Genomic DNA, 19,082 nt, shown 5'->3' with positions numbered 1-19,082 from the left:
CCATATAGTTCTGTTACAGTTCCAGCAGTGTTTTCACAGGGTCGTGGCCAAAGAGCATGTACTCCGGGTTCTCCAGCAGCTCTTTCACCCTCACCAAGAAACCTACCGACTCACGGCCGTCTATTATGCGGTGGTCATAGCTCAGCGCCACATACATCATGGGGCGTATCTCTACCTTGCCGTTTATGGCCATGGGCCTGTCCTGTATCTTGTGCATACCCAGTATGGCCGACTGCGGTATATTGATGATGGGCGTAGACATCAGCGAGCCGAAAACACCGCCATTGGTGATGGTGAAAGTACCGCCTGTCATTTCATCGGGAGTGAGTTTGTTATCGCGGGCTTTCTTGGCCAGTTCCACTACTTTACGCTCCAGGTCGGCCATGCTCAGGCTCTCCGCATTGCGTATTATGGGTACTACCAGCCCCTTCGGCGCCGATACCGCTATCGATATATCGCAATAATCATGGTAAATGATAGAATCGCCATCTATATACGCATTCACAGCGGGCCACTCTTGCAGCGCAGTGCTACATGCCTTCGCAAAGAACGACATAAAGCCCAGGTTCACACCATGTGCCTCCTTGAAGGTGTCCTTGTATTGCTTGCGGATATCCATTATGCGCGTCATGTCCACCTCGTTAAAGGTAGTGAGCATGGCAGTGCTGTTCTTGGCCTCTACCAGCCTGCGCGATACTGTCTTGCGCAGGTTGCTCATCTTGTCGCGCCTTTCTTCGCGGCCAAAGGCGGCATCGCCACCCTTTCGGCCGGGGTGCGCTATGGCATCCAGCACATCCTGCTTCATTATACGGCCCTTGCTGCCCGATCCCTTTACCTCGCCGGCCTTCACCTGCTTGTCGGCCATTATGGCGTGTGCCACAGGGGTGGCCTTTACATCGGCTGCGGGTGCAGCGGCGGCAGGCTTCTCTTCCTTAGGCGCGGCAGGTGCGGCGGCTTTTTCGGCCTTGGCGGGCGTTGCGGGTGCGCTGCCTGCAGGCTTCTCTGCGGTCTCGTCTATGGTACAGGCCAGGTCGCCTATGGCCAGCGTGGCGCCCTCCTGTGCTTTTATGTGTAGTATACCTGCCTGTTCGGCATTCAGTTCGAATGTGGCCTTTTCCGATTCCAGCTCGCACAATAGTTCATCCCTGTTCACATAGTCACCATCTTTTTTCAACCATTTTACCAGGGTCACTTCACTTATCGATTCACCTACGGCAGGCACTTTAATATCTGTCATCTTGAGGATCAGCTTTATCTGTTCGGGTTGCGAAAATACCAAAATTACTTAAATAGCCCTATGAAATTCTCTCACAGGCGCGCGGCCGTCAATGGTGCCGCTCCATATATCTTTCCTTCCTATTTCTCTGCCTGTGCTTCGCCCTGCCTGGTGGCATATTTCTTCAGGCGGCTGTTCAGCTCCCCGGCCAGGGGCGAGTACTCTATATCGAATTTAGGAGATATATACTTATACCCATGTATCTTGCCTCTTTTCTTCAGGTTCACCGACCGTAGCCAGTATGTATAGCCCACCTGCCTCATCTCATGGTTGTTTACCACCAGGCCCCAGCCATTAGGCTTACCTCCCACATCGCTCAGGGTGGTCACTTCCATTCGTTTCTCGTGCGACTGCCACCCGGGAAAACCATAGTATACTATCAGGTAGTTGGTATCGGCCATATTCACATTGGCAGGATGCATATCCTTGTCCAGCAGTGTACCGCCGAATTGCCCGTTCACCACCTTGTCCAGGTCCTCATCCATAAAAAAGTACACCGGGCAAAAGTCGAAATTGTTCGTAAAGTCCTTTACGGTCACTTCCTGCACCGATCGCATGTCTTTGTTCAGTATGGCCGTGTCGCGGTAGCGGTGGGCCTTTACCAGTGCCTGGCGCCTGTTCTCTTCGGTAAATAGCATTACCAGCACGGTCTTGGGAGGCTGGCGTTTCGATAGGTCGCGCGAGTTGCGCTTTTTCGCCTCTGTAGTAAGAGGCAGGGCGGCGCAAGACAGCAATACGGTCAGGAAAAATTTTCGGGTATGGTTCATAGGCTCAAAGATAAACAACTTTATCGCACACCTTCGGACGGGCATTATGTGGTACCACCACATAATGCGTATATTTATCTGCCTTAATACACCACTTATGAATTTTACCCGTAGAAATTTCCTCCGCTCTGCTTCTCTGCTGGCAGCGCTATCCATTCACGAAATGAATGCCCTGGCCGCCTCTGTACAGGCCACTAGCGATGGTCGGCGCATAGACGAGCAGGACGACGACCACTGGCGCGATATACGCCTCATGTTCCCGCTATCCAAAGACCTCACTTACCTCAATAACGGCACTTTCGGCCCATCGCCCTACCCTGTTATAGAGGCCGTGAAAGAGGGCATGATGGAAAGCGATATGCGTGCCCAGTATGGCAACTGGGAACCTGTCATCACCAAGATCGCAAAGTTCGTAGGGGCCAATGATGATGAGATAGCCCTTACCCACAATGTCACCGAGGGCATCAATATAGGCTGCTGGGGCATACCCCTGCAAAAGGGCGATGAGGTCATCATCACCACCCACGAGCATATGGGCAATGCCATGCCGTGGATGACCCGGCAAAAGCAGCACGGCATAGTGATAAGGACCTATACCCCCGCCCTCACCGCCGCCGAAACGCTGGAACGCATCAATGCGCTGATAACAAAGAAGACCCGTGCCATAGCCACGCCGCACATACCCTGTACGCAGGGGCAGATACTGCCCATCAAGGAGATATGCACCCTTGCCCGCGATAAGGGTATCTTCTCCATCATAGATGGCGCCCATGGCCCCGGCATGATAGCCCTGGACCTCCACGATATGGGCTGCGACACCTATGCATCTTGCTGCCACAAATGGATGCTCGGCCCCAAGGGTACAGGCTTCCTCTATGTACGCAAGGGCTTCCAGGAAACACTGCGACCGCATAACATTGGCGCCGGTGGCGACAATGGCAAGTGGGATCTCCTCACCTCCCCCGTCACTACATCCGACTATGTGGATAGTGCGCACCGCTATTTTGCCGGTACACAGTCCAATGGCCTGTATGCAGGTGTAGGCGCGGCCATAGACCTCATCAACTCCATGGGTGCAGACAATATATACAGGCGCATAAAATACCTGGGCAAGTACACCCAGGATAGCCTGCTGGCCCTGGGCGACCGTATGGAGCTGCTCACCCCAACCGAGGAACGCTCACGCAGTGGTGTGAACGGCTTCCGCATAAAGGGTATGGAATATAACAAGATCTTCTCGAAGTGTATGGAAAATAAGATACGCATACGCGCCGTCACCGAGCATGGGCTCAATGCATTGCGCATATCCACTCACATCTACAACAACAAGCAGGAGGTAGATCTGCTCATGGATACGATAAAAAAGGCCATTGCCTGATGCATCATAACGCAAGCAGCATTTCATACTGCTTTGGTCCGCCCACCATCCCTGTCCGTTCTGCATACCTGTGAAAGGGCTCATACGCACTGTCCACATTGGCAAAGCGCAGGTTCGCTGCTGTGGCATTGGCCGCCAGTATGGCCAGCAGCCACTGCCCTATCCCTTTACGCCTGTGCGCGGGCGCTACAGCCATTTGCGGCACATCGCCGGTGGCGGGTGTCAGTATCGCATACCCCACCGGCTCATCGTTCATATAAGCGCCCCAGCACCGCATGCCTGCCCATGCACGCTCCACGCAGGCCACAGAGTTCTGCCACGATGTGGGTATGTCCCATATTGCTGCCATCTGCGGCGGTACATCGGCCACCATCCTTATCTCATATCCCGGCACAGCGGTACCCGTCACCAGTTTTTCCCTGGGCGTAGAATAATAGTCTAGCTCCCTCACTACCCCGAAGCCCAGCCCCTTATACAGTTCCACGGCACGGGTATTGTCCTGCATCACTTCCAGCAGGTATTGCTGTGCGCCTGCCTCTTTCAGTACAGGTATCGCAGCCTCAAAGATGGCTGCCGCCAGGCCCTGCCTGCGGTATTCGGGTATCGTACCTGTGCCGGTATCATATGCCGTGGGCGTGCCCTTCCATAGGCCCATACAGTTCAGGGTAAAGGCCACCGGCTCTCCATTGACGAATGCGCCAAATGATAGTTGCGGCACATACCCGCGCCGGTGCAGCATATACTCCAGTTCGTGCTGCTGCGGGCAAAAGGGTACTATATAATCGGCGAATGCCTTTACGAATGCTGCATGCAGCGCCTCTATGCTGCAATGTTCCAGTGAGCGTATCTCTGCCATGGCGATGGGGTTTTGCCGGGCAAGCTACTCTTTTTTGTGTTTACCGCGAAAGCGGAACAAGGACACTCACTTATCTGTATATAGTGTATGGCCTCGATACAATATTTTCGCTACCGCAAGCGTTCATTCGCTCTCATACGCACCACTTCATGACAGCACACCTCACATACAGGGCGGCCACCCTTGCCGATATAGAGCAACTGAAACAACTGGGCATACTCGCCTATGGCCAATATGCGGGCCTGCTATCGCCCGATGGCTGGGAAAAGATGCGCACCGGCATCAATAACGATGAGATGTGGCTGGGTCTGCTCCAAAGGTCCCGCAGTTTTCTCTGCACTCATGGCGATACCATAGCCGGTATGGCTTTCCTTATGCCCAGCGGCAACCCATGGGACGTATACCCTGCCGATTGGAGCTACATACGCATGGTGGGCGTACACCCACAGTACGTCGGCCGGGGCATAGCGCGCACCCTTACTCAACAATGCATAGACCATGCCCGCAGCAGCGGCGAACACACCATAGCCCTGCACACATCCGAGGTCATGAATGCCGCCAGGCACATATACGAGAGTATGGGCTTTACCATGCTGCGCGAGATAGCCACAAGGTTCGACATACGCTACTGGCTATTCACCATGCCACTTACAGAACATAACGAATAAATATTTTTTTTATAAAAACACTTCGCATACATACAATAGCCCATCGTGACATAGCAAACACCCCATCCACCCAGAGGAGAGATTTTTAAAAAAGTCCTTTAATAATTTGCAAGGCAACAAAATTTTTATGTATTTTGGGTTCGATTTTGAAAACAAATTAAACATGAAAAGAACCATAGTCTTAGTAACCACACTATTCGCAGCGACCTTTTTAAGTTTCAAGACCTTTGCACAGGAAGACCTTGTGCGCGTTTTTTCCTGGTATATACCACAGAACGATGATTACGCAACGGTCGTGGACGGCGAATATCAGGATGGCCAGCTCATCAACTGGGGCTGGAGCGATAAGACGCTCATTTTCTGGGCATACCGCAACCCCGGCCCTAACCGCGTTGCCGTATATGGTTGGTTCAACCCCGTAGCTCGCGTGCACATATCTGTGGCCGAAGACGAATTCAGCGACGACCAGATGCTGAAGGCCGGCTATACACAGAAGCACCTGCAGTTCTACGCCCTTACACGCCGCGGCCCCAACACCCTCTGCGTATATCGCTGGAGGAAGGCCAAGCGCGGTTCATGGAGGACCATCCCCGAAGATTACAACTTCGATACAGACATCTATATCAAGAAAGGTTACAAAAGGAAAACTTACCAGTATTTCGGTGTTAGCCGCAACGTAGACGCTCCTGTTTACGACCAGCTCTAACCACCACCTGAAGTTTCTTACTGAAAGCCGCCCCACAGGGGCGGCTTTCTTATTTATGCAAAGCCCCCGGCGATGTGCAGGCATCGTATCCATCTATCTGCTGTCTTTATGACGATACTTATATCACACAGGCAGATACCTCAGGCATTCTCCTTGCCCTGCAAGTGTCACCAGGCAAAAGATAATACCGGGATAGGCATTGGTAAATAAGCCCGTGTTCTCTCCTCCTACGCAGCATTCCTTTTGTGTTCCTAATGCATTCCTTAGCGCCCTTTGCGATGACGCCTATAACACAAAGAAGGGCCCGCATACGCAGGGCCCTTCTTACTAAATGTTAATATCGGGTACGCTATCAGCTCTTCGGATCCAGCGCCTTCTTTATGCGGTCCGATACATCCTGCAGGTGGTACTTGCTCATCTTATCGCTGGTACCTGCTACAGCGCCATCTACCTGCTTCTTCAGCATCACCAGTTGCGCCCTCGCCACCGATACCGCATCCGTATTCCATGTATTGTTCATTATCACCGCATTGGGGGACAGGTCTCCGGGGTTTATTATCCTCGACAGGGCCTCTACATATGCCTTCTGCAGGTTGCGGCGGTAGCCGTCTATGGGTTTGCGTGTGCTCAGCTCGCTCCATATGCCGTTCTTCACATCCTCCATCATGGCATCTATGGTATACACGTTCTTCGCGCCATACCTGTTGGTGGTCACCGCCATCCTGTTCAGTCGCCCGGTCGATAGCAGGCTGTTCAGTATGTTCACCTGCACCGTACCCAACTGCTCTGCCGCTACAGGGTTGCTTATCTTGTTCAGTATAGAGGGCTCCAGCAGCCATTCCGGCGTAGCAAAGAGTTGCTTGTTCAGGAAGGCCACCGCATCTTTCTGTATCTCCTTAGGCGTAGGCTCATACACATCCTCGCCCTCCTGCTCCACGCTCTTTGGTGTCTCGTACACGCCGCCCACGTTCTTCACCACATGGCCCATATACCTGCCATACTGGCCTATGGCCGCACCATACATGGTGGCCAGGTTCTCATACTTATCGGCCTCTTCCCTGGTCCATTCGGGCAGTTTGGGCACTATACGCCTCAGGTTGGCAATGCCGTATTCACTGGCCTTCATGCTGTTATCGCCCAGGTCTTCCGTCTGCGACCGCGGATCGAAGGGGTTCGTCTCCGTTCCGAACCACAGTCTCGGGTTGGCCTTCAGGCTATCCGTCACCCACTTGTTCACTATCTTCTGGTCTTCCTTATCGTCTTTGGCAAATGTGGCCTTGTAGCCCCACTGTATGGCCCACTTATCATAGTCGCCTATGCGGGGAAACATGCCTGCATCGCTTATCGCATCGCCCGGCTGCGCCACATAGTTGAAGCGCGCATAGTCCATTATCGATGCCGTATGCCCATGCGCCTCTACCCATGCCTTGTCGCGCAGCTTCTCTACAGGGGTGCGGCTGCTGCTGCCCATATTGTGGCGCAGGCCCAGCGTATGCCCCACCTCGTGCGACGATACGAAACGTATCAGTTGCCCCATCAGTTCATCATCGAATTCCATTTTCCTGGCCCTCGTATCTACGGCCGCAGCCTGCACAAAGTACCAGTCGTGCACCAGCTTCATCACGTTGTGGTACCAGCCTATATGGCTCTCTATTATCTCGCCGCTGCGGGGGTCGTGTACATTGGGGCCATACGCATTCGGTATGTCCGATGGCAGGTAGCGCACTACCGAGAACCGCGCATCTTCCAGGTTCATCGTAGAGTCTTTTGCATCCCACTCCCTGCCCCATATAGCGTTCTTGAAACCCGCCCGCTCAAAGGCCACCTGCCAGTCGTTTATGCCCTGTATCAGGTACCGCCTCCACTTCTTGGGAGTGGCAGGGTCTATGTAGTATATTATTGGTTTCTTCGGCTCTACCAGTTCTCCCCTCTTCCACTTCTCCACGTCCTCGTCCTTTGGCTCCAGCCTCCAGCGTACCGCAAATATCTGGTCGTCCACCTTCTGCTGCCTATCATCATATTTTTCAAAGGCATCAGCAAAAAAGCCCACCCTCGGATCGAAGAGGCGCTTCTGCATAGGTATTTTGGGCAGCAGTATGAAGGAGTTGTTCATCTCTACCGTCACCGCTCCTGTGGCATAGGCCGCCGGCAGGGTGATACTGGGAAATTGTCCCGGCCCGCTGGGTTGCGGCCCTGTAGGCGGTGTAGAGTTGAAGGTACGCACCACCTTTACCTCGGTATTGATGGGGTAAGTATTGATGCCGGATATATAGGTCCTGTCGGCTATCTGCGATGCCAGGTTATACCTGCGCTTGGTCATGGCATTCAGGCTCACAGGCTGGTTGTCGCCCTTGAAGAAGTCCGTCACATCTATCACCACCGATGCCGAGTCCTTGCCTATAGCCTTTATATCGAACGCCTCTGCTATAGGGTCCAGGTTCGAGTTGCTCACGGCCTTGTATATCTCGTTCGTAGAGTCGGCCACGCTTATCACCGTCACCACGCGCAGGAACAGCTTATTGTTCGGCCCCTTCTCCCATAGTACCGTTTTGCGGCCCTCCATCTCACCGGCATATACGCCGCCGCCGCCCGCCACTTTGCTGTAGCGGGTGGTCACTATCATCTCGCGCATCAGTAGCGAGTCAGGTATCTCGAAGTACCATTTGTCGTCTACCTTGTGCACGGTAAAAAGCCCCGGCTTCGATACCGCCTTGTCGGTTATCACCTTGTTATAAGGCTTGGGCCCTTTCTTCGATGAGCTCGAGTCCGCCTTCGGTGCAGCGGACGTGGCATCGCCGCCCTTATGTTTGTGCTTTTTGTTCTTGGCCGTGGCCGCCAGCGATATGGCCACTATGGGCAGTAACAGCAGATGTTTCTTTTTCATAAACTAATGAATAACAGTATTATCGGGTATGTAAAGTAAGAAGTATGGGCCATTTTTGGCCACATTCCATAAAAAATACCCCTCAAGTTGCCCTTCGGTTAAAAATGCGGGAGGATAGTAACAGAATGGGAAAGGTGCATTTCAAAACTTAGCATCGTCAGCCTCACCCTGCCTATCGCCTACACGGTTCACCGGAAGCCCCACCCGACCTCCCCAAAGGGGAGGAGATACTACGTCCACGTTTTCGCGCAGGTATTATCTGGCACCATTATGTCACTTCTACTTCTTGCATTTTGCATATGAGTAACAAGCCGCGGTCCATCTCCTCCCCTTTGGGGAGGTCGGGTGGGGCTTCTTAAGGGTAGGTATAATACCCGCGCGGGTATTATTACTGATAGTATTATGCGAAGGGTTGAAATGCACCCAATGGGAAATAGCAAAGCGCACATCAGGTCACACTCCTGAATACCGTATAGCGCAGTATCATCTCCAGCGCCAGGCATATCACGGCCACCATCGCAAACGGGAAGAAAAGCTCTGCATAGTGCTTGTAAGAAGTAATGCTCACCTTCGTACGCTCTAGCTGGTCTATGTCTTTGTATATGTCCGCCAGCGACCTGTTGCCCGTAGCCCTGTAGAACTTGCCGTTCGTGGCCGCAGCTATGCGCTTCAGCAGTGGTTCGTCCACATCGGTAGGCATCATCATTTTCTGTACGCCTGTAGGTGTAGGTACGGGTATCAGGGCCTGCCCCATAGTGCCTATGGCTATGGCGTATACCCTCACGCCATATAGCTTGGCTATCTCTGTGGCAGTGGCAGGGTCCAGCGTGGTACCACCGTTCACATTATTGGTACCATCCGTCATCAGTATCACTACCTTGCTTTTCCCCTTTGCCGGCCGCAAGCTACCCACCGCCGACGCCAGCCCCGATCCTATGGCCGTGCCCGATGTCGTCAGCAGCGAGCTTTCTATACGCGCCACCTGTGTCTTCAGTACATTATGGTCTATGGTTATGGGGCAAAGAGTAAAGCTCTCCCCTGCGAACACCACCAGTCCTATACGGTCGGTGGTGCGCTCGTCTATAAAACTCAGAGCCTGCTTCTTGGCCGCCTCCATGCGGTTCGGTTTAAAGTCCTCTGCCAGCATACTGCCCGATATGTCCATGCACAGCACTATGTCTATACCATCGCTGTCCACGTTCTCGGTAGTATTGCTGCTCTGCGGGCGCGCCAGGGCTATTATCAGCATCAGCACGCTTATCACCCGCAGCACAAAGAGCACCGGCCTGTAGCGTGCCTTTGTACCGCCATGCGGCAGTACCAGCCCGCTCAGGCTCGTCAGCCTCATCACAGGCTGTTCGTTCCTGCGCCCCCTCAGTTGCCACCATATCATCAGCGGCACTACCAGCAGCAACAGGAAGAACCACGGATGCGCAAAGCTCATATGTTCCAGATCCATCAGTTGCCTCATATCGTCTTTTCGGTTGGGGGTTCGGTAATGACAGGTGTAGAGCTTACCACAAGCTGCCTGGCCTTATCTATGGCATCGGTATGCTCCTGCGGCAGAGGCTGCGCCTTCGCAAATTTCGCAAGGTCGGCCGTGTGCAGAATGGTCGATAGTATGCCGTAGTACGGCATCAGGTCTCGGTGCATCTGTGCCTTGTGCAGCAGCTCGTCGGTGGTCAGCTCCATGGCAGGCGTAGCAAAGCGGGCCTCTATATAGTTGCGCACTATGTCCGTCAGCTCAGAGTAGTATTCCTTTACCTGTTGGTTCTGCCATAGCTGTTTTGCCTCCAGTTCGTTCAGCATGCGCAGGCTGTGCTGCTGCAGGGTCTCTTTCGGGCCCTCGGGTACTACGGGTGCGGGCTTTTTGTTCTTTACCAGGTACACTATCACCAGTGCTGTTATCACTATCAGCGCCAGCGCGCCTACTATGTACCATATATGGTCCAGCCACGATGGCTTTACATAAATGATGCTCTTTATCGGTTTGAAGTTCTGCGTCGTATCTACCGCCACCGTCTGCACCAGCAGGTCGAAGGAGTCTGTCTGTACATAAAAAGAGTCGCCCGCAGGTGTTCTCATAGGAAAGAAGAACGATGGTATGCGGAACATGCCCGAATCGAAGCCCGTCACCAACAGGCGCTGCTTGTACGTCACCACATCACCCGCCACCAGGGTATCTATCTTGCCGCGCTCCACTACCTCCAGCTTGTTGAAGGTGTCGGGTATCTTTGCCCAGTACAGCGTACCCAGCGCCGGCTTGTTCTTTACCTCTATGAAAAGGCGCGCCTGGTCGCCCACCATTATCTGCCGTACATCCAGCCGCGTGTTCACCGTTGCATCGGGCTGCGCATATGCCGGGCTTACACCCGCCAGCAGCAGCACTACCAGTAGCGCCGCCTGGCACATTGCCCGCCATTTATACCCATATGTCCTTACCGGCCACATCTTTTATACTCCTGTTTTTTGCTTGTTAGTTATGATCTCCTCAGCTCACCTTCCCTTGAAGTAGCCTTGTAGCACCTTCACATGGTCCTCATCGGTACGCACATGCAGCAGCGATGCTCCACTCTTCCTGAAGGCCTGCACACTATATTTATACTTATTGTCGAATGCCATGCCGTAGTGCATTCTTACCCCCCTGTCGTCGGTATCTATCCACTGTGTCCTGCCCGTTTCGGCATCCATTACCTGTATCAGCCCGGCCTGTGGCAGCTCCTTGTCGTGCTTGTCGTATATGTGTATACCCACCAGGTCGTGCTTGCGGGCGGCCAATTGCAGCGCCTGCTCATATGGTGTGCTCACCAGGTCGCTCAGCAAGAACGTTATCGAGCGCTTCTTCATCACATTGTTCAGAAACTCCAGCGCCAGGCCCACATTCGTCCCCCCGCCGCTTCCCGAAGGCTCCAGCGTTATCAGCTCGCGAATGATGCGCAATATATGCCCCTTGCCCTTCTTGGGCGGTATGTATTTCTCCACTTTGTCGCTGAAGAAGATGACACCCACCTTATCATTATTGGTGGTGGCAGAGAAAGCCAGCACTGCACCCAGCTCCGTCATCAGGTCACGTTTCGCCTGCTTGTGGGTGCCAAAGAGCGAACTGTTGCTTATATCCACCAGCAGCATCAATATCAGCTCACGCTCCTCCTCGAATACCTTCACGAAGGGATGCGAGAAACGGGCCGTCACGTTCCAGTCTATGAATTTCACATCATCTCCCGGCATATACTCCCTCACCTCGCTGAACGACATACCCCTGCCCTTGAAAGTGGAATGATACTCCCCGGCGAAAATGTGGTTGCTCAGGCCTTTCGTCTTTATCTCTATCCTTCTTACCTTCTTTAGTATCTCTGCAGTGGTCATTGCTTTCTTTGCACCCGGTATAGATGTTATATCGCAAAAATAATTGTTACACCCTATCAGAGTGAATGCCTTTACTTAAAATTTTCTAAAGATCCTGCGCCCGGCAAAAATGCTGGTGTGCATTTCGGTCGTTCGCATATCTCCTGTGCTCATAACTCCCGCGCTAGTGCGCGGACATTGGCGCTCCCTCCCCTCGGGGGAGGGCCGGGGAGGGGTGCCTGTCCGCCCACCACATACATCGTATACTTTTCCATAACTTTACTTGGTTCTATATATACAAGCCCCTTCATGCCACTCATAGGCTCATCCCGGTTCCGCATCTCGCTCATAGCTATAGTGCTGCTTGTCTGCGGCATGGTATTCTCTGCCTGTCACAAGCCCACGGGTCGCTACCCCATTCTCGGCGACCATTTCATATATGGCCGCCTGGGTGGTTTTACCACTCCCGACGCCCATGCCAATTACTTCCTTGTCAACAATGGCCAGCTTCGCAAAGATGCCACACAGCGCATGCAGGCCCCACCTCCCGGTCTCGATCAGTTCGATTTCAATACCCGATGCCCCGAGGACCAATACAATAGCGTGGCCGACCTTCCTCACTCCATACCCACCGAACTAAAGGCGCTCAACAATACTACCATCGGTACAGAGCTGCCCGATGCCGGCTATGCCGATATAAGGGCGCGCATAGATGGTGTAGAGTACAAATGGCGCATAGAGGCCGGACTAGATAGTGTATCCGGGCCCATCCGCGAATTCTACAACCGCTGCAATATATCATTCAGGTAATAATGCACTACTTTTGAGCGCAGATCATTTGATACACTCAATGGATTGGTTCGAGAATTGGTTCGACTCCCCTTATTATAAGATACTGTACCAGAACAGGGACGAGCTGGAAGCGCAGGAATTCGTAGAAGAATTGCTGGCATACCTGCAGCCCCAGCCCGGCTGCCGCATGCTGGATATAGCCTGTGGCTCTGGCCGCTTTGCCCGTCAACTGGCCGAACATGGCTATGAGGTCACAGGCATCGATATATCGCGCGCCAGCATCACGGCCGCCAAGGCTTTCGAGGACGACCACCTGCATTTCTTCGTACACGATATGCGGCTGCCGTTCTACACCAATTACTTCGATCTGGCGTTCAATTTCTTTACCAGCTTCGGCTACTTCGCCCACGACCGCGACCACATACTGGCCGCCAAGACCTTCGCGGGCGCACTAAGACCGGGTGGCCTATTGGTCATAGATTACCTGAACCCCGAATTCGTACATGCCAATCTTGTACCCGAAGAGACCATAAACAGGGGCAATTACAATTTTCATATAGTGCGCAGCTTCGTGCGCAACCATTTTATAAAGGACATCCGCTTCCAGGATGCCGATGGCAAGCCAAAGCACTATACCGAAAGCGTGGCGGCCTTCTCCCTGGCCGATTTCACGCACATGTTCCGTACTGCCGGCATGTCGCTGGTAGGCACCTTCGGAAACTATATGCTCGATTCCTATCATCCTGCCGACTCACCCCGCCTCATCATGATCTTCAAAAAGAAAAATGGCTAACGCCCTCGTAGAAAAGATATTGCAGGTAGACCACATGGTGTGGGGTTACCTCAATGTGCGCTGGCACAACGACGTTCTTGATGTGGTCATGCCCTTCATCCGTAACCAGTGGACCTGGTCGCCCCTCTACCTGTTCCTGCTGCTGTTCATGCCGCGCAGGTTCGGGCGCAATGGCTGGCTGTGGTGCGCCACATTTCTCATCACCTTCGGTATCGGCGACCAGGTGAGCGCCTCCCTGCTCAAGCCGCTCTTTGGCCGCATACGCCCCTGCAACGACCCTTATTTTTCAGGTATAGTACACATCATAGTGCCTTGCGGCGGGGGCAAGAGTTTCCCGTCATCACACGCCACCAATCACTTTGCATTGGCCATTTTTACTGGCATCACGCTCGGGCGCTTTGCCCGCTGGGTATGGCCCGCAGCCCTCCTCTGGGCCACCATAGTAGCCTATGCCCAGGTATATGTAGGCGTCCACTACCCGCTCGATGTATTTTGCGGCGGCATACTTGGTGTATGCATCGGCATGCTCACCGGCACCATATTCAACAGGAAACTGAAGCTGACATAGATACGGGCATCCTATCTCCTCCCCTTGGGGGAGGTCGGGAGGGGGCTTACCTCCTCCTGCGGTATATCTCGCTCCACACCCTGCCTTTCTCATATCTGTCCATCAGCTCGTACGCAGGGTCCTTCATTATCACTTCGCGCCTGCCATCGGGCTCTATATTGGTAAATACGGCAATGTCCGTTCTTTCGTCTATATCCCAGCGCACCGTGCGGAACGTCCTTTGTCCCCCCAGGTAACCCGTAGCAGGATCCAGCAGGTGCTGCCGCGATACGAACGACGCTGTACCTACATTGCTATCGTAATATCCACCCTTCTCCAGCACATCTACCACATGCTGCTGCACATCCATACCGTCATAAGCGCCGAGGTCGTCATCACCGAAACCCTCATTGGTGCTGTACGCCACATAAGATGTGATACCGAACACCACGAAACACAGATAATACACGCTCCTGTGCAGCATACCCGCAAAATGATCGAACAATGCTGCAGCTATGAACAGCATGGGAATTATAGACAGCAGCATATACCTGTAGGTATAGTAGTTGAAGGTAGAATACAGCATGAAACAGAACACCAGCCCTCCCGTCAGCACCAGCATCCTGCGCTGCTGCATCTGCGCAAATACCGACCGGTGCGCATACTGCCATACCACAAACCCCCACGATGCACTAAAGACAATAAAGAAAGGCACACTGGGCATCAGCCGCCCGGTACGCATATCGTTCACCATGTAAAAGACCAGCACCACCAGCAGCAGTATGCTCAGGTAGCGCCATTTCCGGTATCTGATAGCTGTTATTGTCGCCAGTATGGCCAGCAGCAGGTAATAGATGTATTTATAGCTGGTATACAGCTCATCGCTCACACACCCTATGTGGAACCTGTACCATAGCACGTCCCACCGCCTTTCCATGATGCTGGCATAGAATGGAAAAATATACCACCCATGCAGCAGCTTGTTCAGCAGGAAGAAAACGCCCGCCAATACCGTGGGTATGCCCACGCACAGTATACGCGCTATGGTATCTTTACGGTGCTCCCGCCCGCGCCACAGGCCTGTCAATGCATCTATACCCAGCACAAAGCCCACTATCAGGCCGCTCTCCTTGGTATAGAACAGCATGGCCAGGCACAACGAAGCCAGCACATACCGCGCCCTTACATAGTAGTACATAGCAGCAAAGCCCAGTAAAGCCACCAGCATCTCCAGCAATACCATCGATGATTGTACAAAGAAAAGCTCCTGCGATGCCACCAGCACCAACGCCATCACCGCCACACGCATGTTGAACAGCCGCAGGCCAGCCTCATACACCAGCCACAGGAACAGCAGCGATATAACCAGCGCAAAGGAATGCATGGATACATGCGACGGGCCGAAGACCTTCATCCACGCAGCGCCCAGGGCATGAAAAAAAAGCGGGTGCCCGCGCGATATCTCGGGATCTATGGCATTGGGCATCAGGCTGATGCCATGGTCGTGCAGCGCCTTTATGGCGGTGGCATAGGGCCAGCTCTCATCCCAGTAATAAGGGTGCGATAAATGAGGGATCTTCAGCGCCACAAAGACACACAGCACTACCAGTAAAGGCCATCTGTCTTTGAAGCTACCAGCCATAAGGTGTGGGCATTGAAAGGGGGCTGAAGCCGCAGCTTATTTCTTCCTGCGGCTGTTTATCTCGTCTCGTATATGTATGGCGCGTACATAATCTTCCTGCTCCAGCACGGTCTGCAGCAGCTTGTTCAGCTCGTCCAGAGACATGTTCTTCATGTCGGGATCGGTCTTGCTCTTGTTACTCACCGGCACATCTGCCGCCTTGGCGGCCTCATTAGCGGCAGGCTCTACGCTCTCTTCGTTCTCCAGGTACAGCCCTGCGGCATCTATGATGTTCTCATAGGTATATATACGGCAATTGGCACGCACGGCCAGTGCCAGTGCGTCCGATGTGCGCGAGTCTATCTCGGTTATTATATCGCTGTTGCGGCATATCAGCTTCGCAAAGAACACGCCTTCCTCCAGCTTGTAGATGATCACCTCCGTCAGTTCTATACTGAAGGTCTCCATGAAATTTGCGAAAAGGTCATGTGTCAGCGGCCTGCTGGGCTGCATACGTTCCAGTGCCACGGCTATCGCCTGCGCCTCAAAACCTCCTATCACTATCGGCAGCCGGCGCATGCCATCCACCTCGCCAAGCACTACTGCATAAGAATGGGTCTGTGTGATGCTGTGAGACAATGCAACTATCTCGAGTTCTACCTTTTTCATTGAGCGTATACAGCTTACATTACCCTGCTTTTATGGCAGGGTTCAAAATATGTGTGAAGGTAATCAATTTTGTAAAGAAACACCTTACAACTATCCTAGCTTACATCTACTGCTTGCCCGCACTGTTTTTCCTGTGCTCACTCCCCATCTCCCCTTCTGTTCCTCCGCACTTAGAACAAGGTCGGCGCCTCTCGCTGCGACGCATCCTCGCCCGCATCGGGCAGCAGCGACAGCTCCTTCATATCGTCTGCCGCCAGGTAGCTGCCTACCGTCTTCCAGCCGGTTATATCTACTGTCTCGTGCAGGGCCACTATCTCCTCCTTCAGCTCTGTCTTCTTCTTGCCGGTACGCACTATCACCACGGGTTCCTGTTGCAGGGTCACCAGTTCCAGGTAGTTGCCCTCGCCATCCTTTATAAAGGTATACCTGCTCTTTAGTGTCTGGCTCTCTATCACAAAACGCTTCACGTTGAACTGCTTGTTCTTTGCATCAAAGTATATAGCCGTCACTACCTTTTCCGGGTGGAACTTGTCTATCAGCACCACATTATCCGCATCATACCTGTTGGTTATGTCAAAGCTCGTCACCTCGTACGTTCCATCCTTGTAGAATACTATTATGCGGTCTGTCTCGTCGAACCGGCCCAGCACCATACCGTGCCCGTCCTTGTTCAGCCTGCCCACACTGTCGTCATACCATATCTGCGGCGCCGATAGGGTCGATCGGCCCTTCTCCTTCAGCCGCACACCGCGCACAGGGTACTTCGTCACCTGGTTGCCCATGGCGCTGCGCCCCTTTATCTCCAGTTCCTCAAAGTAGTAGTCGAATGTCTTCGTCCTTGCCTTGCTGCTCGGCAGCAGTGTCACCGTCACCGATTCGGCCTCGCCGTTCGGGTTGGCCGTCAGGTAGTGTACCTTGCTGCCCGGGTTGCCGCGGCTCAGGTCGTACTCCTTATCTCGTGTCACGCCCGTCACGTTAAAGCGCTTGGCGTAGGTGATACCCGTCTTGCCATCCATATACATCATATTGTATGTGGTGCGCTCGTCGTTCTTCTGGAAAACAGCTATATGTATGATGTCCTTGCCCACAAAGGTCTTGTCGGCCACCTTCGTCACCGTCATCTTCCCATCCCTCCTGAAGGCAATTATATGGTCCAGGTCCGAGCAGTCGAAGGCGAATTCATCCTTCTTCAGTCCCGTACCTATGAAGCCCTCCTTATAGTTCACATACAGCTTAGTATTGGCTATCGCCACCACCGTGGCCTGTATGGTCTCAAAGGGGCGTATCTCTGTTTTGCGCTCCCTGCCCTTGCCATATTTCTTCAGCAGGTTCTCGTAGTAGCGTATCGCAAAGTCGTTCAGGTTGGCTATGTTGCCCTTTACCTCCTCTATGCTGGCCTCCACACCCTTTATGTGCTCATCGGCCTTGAAGGAGTCATACTTACTTATCCTCTTTATCCTTATTTCCGTCAGGCGCACTATATCTTCCTGCGTTATCTCCCTGCGGAATAGCTTTTTATAGGACTTCAATCCCTTATCTATGGCTGCTATCACACCTTCCCAGGTGGTCTGCTCCTCTATGTCGCGGTATATGCGCTTCTCTATGAATATCTTCTCCAGCGACGAATAATGCCAGTCGTCCTCCAGTTCGCCCAGCTTTATTTCCAGCTCGCGCAGCAGCAGGGCCTTCGTATGCTGCACCGAGTGTTTCAGCAGGTCCGACGCCCCCACGAAGTGCGGCCTATCGTCTATGATGATACATGCGTTCGGCGATATGCTTATTTCGCAATCTGTAAAGGCATACAGCGCATCTATTGTCTGGTTGGTCGATACACCGGGAGCCAGTTGCACCATCAACTCCACATCCTTGGCCGTATTATCGGTCACGCTCTTTATCTTGATCTTCCCCGAGTCATTGGCTTTCAGTATACTATCTACCAGCGACGATGTGGTGATGCCATACGGCACATCCTTTATCACCAGCGACTTCTTGTCCACCTCCTCTATCCTTGCCCTTACGCGCACCTTGCCGCCGCGCGCGCCATCGTTATAGTTGCTCACATCTATCATGCCCCCCGTCAGAAAATCGGGGAACAGCTCGAATTTCCTGCCTTTCAGGTGCTTTATGGCCGCATCTATTATCTCGCAGAAGTTGTGGGGCAATATCTTGGTGCTCAGGCCCACAGCTATCCCCTCCGTACCCTGTGCCAGCAGTAGGGGGAACTTCATGGGCAGCGTCACCGGCTCGTTCTTCCTGCCGTCATAGCTCAGTTGCCACTCCGTCGTCTTGGCATTGAAGGCCACCTCCAGTGCGAATTTCGACAGGCGCGCCTCTATATATCGCGCAGCCGCAGCGCTGTCGCCCGTGCGCACATCGCCCCAGTTACCCTGTGTCTCTATCAGCAGGTCTTTCTGGCCCAGGCCTACTATGGCATCCCCTATCGATGCATCGCCATGCGGGTGGTACTGCATGCTCTGCCCTATTATATTGGCCACCTTGTTGAAGCGGCCATCATCCATCTCCTTCATCGCATGCAGTATGCGACGCTGCACCGGCTTCAGGCCGTCCTCTACGGCCGGCACCGCACGCTCCAGTATCACATAGCTGGCATAATCCAGAAACCAGTTCTGGTACATCTCATTGATCATTGCCGAGCCCTGCCCGGCGAACATATCCTGCTCTTCCATCGTAGTCGTGAGTCATGAGTCGTAGGTCGCGAGCCGGTAGTTCCTGCCACACCCATTACGACCCAACAAAAATATCTATTGTCGGGGATAGGT

At 53.3% G+C, this 19,082-nt stretch carries 16 protein-coding genes; 6 read left to right on the top strand and 10 right to left on the bottom strand.

Annotated elements, in window-relative coordinates; all coding sequences use genetic code 11:
- Positions 1–13 precede the first annotated feature (13 nt).
- Both odhB and ABD843_RS12690 read right to left on the bottom strand, forming a co-directional pair.
- Entirely contained in the window at positions 14–1,237 is a 1,224-nt protein-coding gene (odhB, locus tag ABD843_RS12695) for a 2-oxoglutarate dehydrogenase complex dihydrolipoyllysine-residue succinyltransferase (protein ID WP_345083720.1), read from the bottom strand.
- 119 nt (positions 1,238–1,356) lie between these two features.
- Positions 1,357–2,043: a hypothetical protein gene (locus ABD843_RS12690; protein WP_345083718.1), complete on the bottom strand. Its 687-nt coding sequence runs from the start codon at positions 2,041–2,043 to the stop codon at positions 1,357–1,359.
- Positions 2,044–2,140: 97 nt separating this feature from the next.
- On the opposite strand from ABD843_RS12690, the gene ABD843_RS12685 reads away from it, so the two are divergent.
- Positions 2,141–3,421, top strand: coding sequence for an aminotransferase class V-fold PLP-dependent enzyme (locus tag ABD843_RS12685; RefSeq protein WP_345083716.1), 1,281 nt, complete (start codon positions 2,141–2,143; stop codon positions 3,419–3,421).
- A 4-nt stretch (positions 3,422–3,425) separates the two neighbouring features.
- Here ABD843_RS12685 and ABD843_RS12680 read toward each other — a convergent pair whose 3' ends face one another.
- On the bottom strand, positions 3,426–4,277 hold the full coding sequence (locus ABD843_RS12680) for a GNAT family N-acetyltransferase (RefSeq protein ID WP_345083714.1): 852 nt from the start codon (positions 4,275–4,277) through the stop codon (positions 3,426–3,428).
- Positions 4,278–4,426: 149 nt separating this feature from the next.
- Here ABD843_RS12680 and ABD843_RS12675 point away from each other — a divergent pair, with 149 nt between their 5' ends.
- Together ABD843_RS12675 and ABD843_RS12670 are read left to right on the top strand one after the other, a co-directional pair.
- Entirely contained in the window at positions 4,427–4,945 is a 519-nt protein-coding gene (locus ABD843_RS12675; RefSeq protein ID WP_345083712.1) for a GNAT family N-acetyltransferase, read from the top strand.
- Between the two features lie 163 nt (positions 4,946–5,108).
- Complete coding sequence (locus tag ABD843_RS12670) at positions 5,109–5,651, top strand: hypothetical protein (protein ID WP_345083710.1); 543 nt, start codon at positions 5,109–5,111, stop codon at positions 5,649–5,651.
- Between the two features lie 352 nt (positions 5,652–6,003).
- On the opposite strand, the gene ABD843_RS12665 is transcribed toward ABD843_RS12670, so the two are convergent.
- The 4 genes from ABD843_RS12665 to ABD843_RS12650 all read right to left on the bottom strand — a co-directional run bounded on the left by ABD843_RS12665 (position 6,004) and on the right by ABD843_RS12650 (position 11,901).
- Positions 6,004–8,535, bottom strand: coding sequence for a zinc-dependent metalloprotease (locus ABD843_RS12665; protein WP_345083708.1), 2,532 nt, complete (start codon positions 8,533–8,535; stop codon positions 6,004–6,006).
- Positions 8,536–8,983: 448 nt separating this feature from the next.
- The gene (locus tag ABD843_RS12660) at positions 8,984–10,006 is read right to left on the bottom strand and encodes a vWA domain-containing protein (RefSeq protein WP_345083706.1); all 1,023 of its coding nucleotides are present in this window, start codon (positions 10,004–10,006) and stop codon (positions 8,984–8,986) included.
- Positions 10,003–10,947, bottom strand: coding sequence for a hypothetical protein (locus ABD843_RS12655; protein ID WP_345083705.1), 945 nt, complete (start codon positions 10,945–10,947; stop codon positions 10,003–10,005). Before ABD843_RS12655 ends, ABD843_RS12660 begins: the two co-directional genes overlap by 4 nt.
- Positions 10,948–11,031: 84 nt before the next feature.
- Entirely contained in the window at positions 11,032–11,901 is an 870-nt protein-coding gene (locus tag ABD843_RS12650; protein ID WP_345083703.1) for a DUF58 domain-containing protein, read from the bottom strand.
- A 288-nt stretch (positions 11,902–12,189) separates the two neighbouring features.
- Here ABD843_RS12650 and ABD843_RS12645 point away from each other — a divergent pair, with 288 nt between their 5' ends.
- The 3 genes from ABD843_RS12645 to ABD843_RS12635 are packed head-to-tail and all read left to right on the top strand — an operon-like array spanning position 12,190 to position 14,033.
- Entirely contained in the window at positions 12,190–12,690 is a 501-nt protein-coding gene (locus ABD843_RS12645; RefSeq protein ID WP_345083701.1) for a hypothetical protein, read from the top strand.
- Positions 12,691–12,730: 40 nt separating this feature from the next.
- Entirely contained in the window at positions 12,731–13,465 is a 735-nt protein-coding gene (locus ABD843_RS12640; protein WP_345083699.1) for a class I SAM-dependent methyltransferase, read from the top strand.
- Positions 13,458–14,033: a phosphatase PAP2 family protein gene (locus ABD843_RS12635; protein ID WP_345083697.1), complete on the top strand. Its 576-nt coding sequence runs from the start codon at positions 13,458–13,460 to the stop codon at positions 14,031–14,033. Before ABD843_RS12640 ends, ABD843_RS12635 begins: the two co-directional genes overlap by 8 nt.
- A gap of 46 nt (positions 14,034–14,079) precedes the next feature.
- Here the strand turns inward: ABD843_RS12635 and ABD843_RS12630 are convergent, their stop codons facing one another.
- The 3 genes from ABD843_RS12630 to ABD843_RS12620 form a co-directional block, all read right to left on the bottom strand.
- A complete protein-coding gene (locus ABD843_RS12630; protein WP_345083695.1) occupies positions 14,080–15,654 on the bottom strand; it encodes an ArnT family glycosyltransferase in 1,575 nt (524 codons plus the stop codon).
- 36 nt (positions 15,655–15,690) lie between these two features.
- Positions 15,691–16,302, bottom strand: a complete 612-nt coding sequence (locus ABD843_RS12625; RefSeq protein WP_345083693.1) for a bifunctional nuclease family protein — start codon at positions 16,300–16,302, stop codon at positions 15,691–15,693.
- A 170-nt stretch (positions 16,303–16,472) separates the two neighbouring features.
- Positions 16,473–18,989, bottom strand: a complete 2,517-nt coding sequence (locus tag ABD843_RS12620) for a DNA gyrase/topoisomerase IV subunit A (protein WP_345083691.1) — start codon at positions 18,987–18,989, stop codon at positions 16,473–16,475.
- Positions 18,990–19,082: the final 93 nt, after the last annotated feature.

It is taken from the genome of Nemorincola caseinilytica (assembly GCF_039540515.1).
Classification (GTDB): Bacteria; Bacteroidota; Bacteroidia; order Chitinophagales; family Chitinophagaceae; genus Nemorincola; species Nemorincola caseinilytica.
Note: the sequence above shows the minus strand (reverse complement) of the source record. Positions and strands in the feature narration are given on the sequence as shown.